The sequence below is a fragment of the uncultured Shewanella sp. genome (assembly GCF_947501665.1).
Classification (GTDB): Bacteria; Pseudomonadota; Gammaproteobacteria; order Enterobacterales; family Shewanellaceae; genus Shewanella.
This window is the reverse complement of sequence record NZ_CANMWS010000063.1, coordinates 1-2694: the sequence shown is the minus strand read 5'-3', so window position 1 is coordinate 2694 and position 2694 is coordinate 1. Positions and strand designations below refer to the sequence as shown.

General features: G+C 42.7%; 1 protein-coding gene. It reads left to right on the top strand.

From position 1 onward, the window contains the following. Positions 1–2694 (top strand): condensation domain-containing protein (locus tag Q0976_RS23860; RefSeq protein WP_299497346.1); only part of this gene is annotated, 2694 nt, incomplete at both ends.

Below are 2694 nucleotides of genomic sequence, written 5' to 3'. Positions count from 1 at the left end.
CTATTTGGCAGACGGTTTTGGGCCTTGAACAAGTGGGGATTGAAGATCACTTTTTTCAGATTGGAGGTGATTCTATTGCAGCAATTCGCCTTGGTGCATGTATTCGACGTGAAATGAAATTAGACATGCCGCTAGCGGTATTGTTTTCCAATCCGACTATAGTGGGATTGTTGCCTAAGTTGGTGGCTGAATTTCCCATCATTCCTGCTAAGCATCAAGTGCGCTATCCTTTGTCTTTTGCTCAATCGCGCTTATGGTTTATTGAGCAATATGAGCAGGGGTGCCACAGTTACCATATTCCTTATTGGGTAAAGCTTGATAATGCGGCAGATGAAGAACTGCTGTTAATGGCCTTAAATCAAATCGCCTTACGTCACCCTGTGATGAACAGTACTTATCATCAAGATGATGATGGTGAAGGCTATACCCATAGACGCGATGAGCCGCTGGAGTACCAGTACCAGCAGGTGTTGAATAAAGATACACTGGCAATGTTAGTCAAACAAGATGTTGAGTGTTCCTTTGATTTGAGCGCAGAGGCGCCTTTACGGTTGCATCGCTATGATGTTTATGAGGGGCATGATAATGAGCAATGTGAACGTTATTTATTGTTGATGTGGCATCATATTGCTTTTGACGGTTGGTCCACGAGTGTTCTATTTGATGAGTTGGCTGAAACCTATGCAGCATTGAATGAGCAGCGGCTTGCCAAACTACCCGTGTTATCCATTTGCTATGGTGATTATGCTCAATGGCAACGAGCGTATTTACAAGGGGAACTCTTAAGTGATGAGTTGCGTTATTGGCAAGATACACTGACTGGTTTTGAGCCGCTGGTGCTGCCAAGCGATTACCCTCGTCCTTCTGAAATAGATTATCGGGGGGCAAACAGTGACTTTGTTTTGAATGAGGCATTGTCATGTCAATTACGTCGCTTTGCAAAAACGCAAGGAACGACCTTGTATACCGTGTTATTAAGTGGTTTTTATGTTCTGCTTAGTCGACTTAGCGGGCAGGAAGATTTGGTGATAGGTACACCTTCAGATAACCGTCATCATCCACAAACACAAGATTTAATCGGTTTTTTTGTCAATAGTCTTGCGTTAAGAGTGGTTCTTGACCCCACGCAATCTTTTGACAAGCTGATAAAGCAAGTGCATCAAACAGTGAGTGAGGGTAAAGTCCATCAAGAGTTGCCGTTTGAGAAGTTAGTTGCTGAGATGTCACTTGAACGGGATGCATCACGGCATCCGTTGTTTCAAGTGATGTTTAGTGTGCAAGGGTTTGGTCAACATCAGAGCCATAGCAAGTTGCCGTTTACTCCAGCGTCTCTTGATATTGATAGCTATACTCCTGCTAAATTTGATTTAAGTTTGTTTATCGATGACAGTCAGCCTCAACTTCGAGGTCAGTGGGAATATGCCCTTAGTCTATTTAAAGAGACAACGATTAATCGTTTTAGTGATATGTACCAGCGATTGATGTATGCACTGGTGACGGAGCCACAGCTCCCTTTGAGTGATGCAGATATATTATCTGAAGCGGAGCGTTACAGATTGCTTTATACGTGGAATCAGACGGACGTAGATTACCCACAAGATAAGACACTTAGCCAGTTGTTTGAAGCACAAGTTAGCAATACACCTGAGCATATTGCATTGGTTTTTAATAATGAGTCATTGACTTATAGAGAGCTTAACGACAAAGCCAATCAGTTGGCGTATGTGCTACGTGAGCAGTATGAAGCGCAATACGGTCATCCCTTACGTCCAGATACACTTATTGCCCTCTATTTTGATCGTAGTTTTGAGATGGTTGTGAGTATTTTAGCAGTACTAAAAGCGGGGGGAGCTTATGTGCCGATGTCACCGGAATACCCTAAAGCGCGAACGCTTTTTATGTTGGCGGATACACAAGCGCCCATCGTGCTGTCTCAGCGGCGTCACAGTGCGTTATTGAGTCATTGGTTGAAAGAGTTACGTCCTTCACCTGTTGTTATCATTGCAGACAGTACAGGGTTAATGGATAAAAAGCCCAGCGGTAACCTTTGTTCGAACAGTGGTCCAGAGGATTTAGCGTATGTCATTTATACCTCGGGCACCACAGGTCAGCCTAAGGGCGTGATGGTAAGTCATCAAAATGTGAGTCATCTTGTTACAGCGCAAAAGCAACGATTCAATACCGATCCTTTAACGTCTGTATTATCGTACGCTTCTTATGTGTTTGATGCGAATGTATTTGAAGTATTTGTTAGTCTTTTCAGTGGGCATAAATTGTATTTATGTACTGATATTCAGCGGGTTAATGTTGAAAAACTGGCTGAGCTTTTGGTTTTTGAGAAGGTTGATATGGCTACAATACCTCCAGCTATTGTAAATCAAATGAGTTCAGTTCAACTTAGATACCTTAAGAGATTGGTGTTGGCTGGAGAATCGCCATCTGAGTGTTGTTTTCAATTGGCTGGGATTGAATGCAATACTTTTAATGCTTATGGGCCTACGGAATCAACAGTGTGTGTTAGTGAAAATTGTTATAAAAATGGCGATTTAATAACAAATATTGGTCGCCCATTAACTAATACCCGCTTGTATGTCCTCACTTCTCAGTTACAGCCCACACCTATTGGTGTACCGGGTGAATTGTATATTGGTGGTGCAGGGTTGGCGAGAGGTTATTTAAACCGTGAAGAGTTAA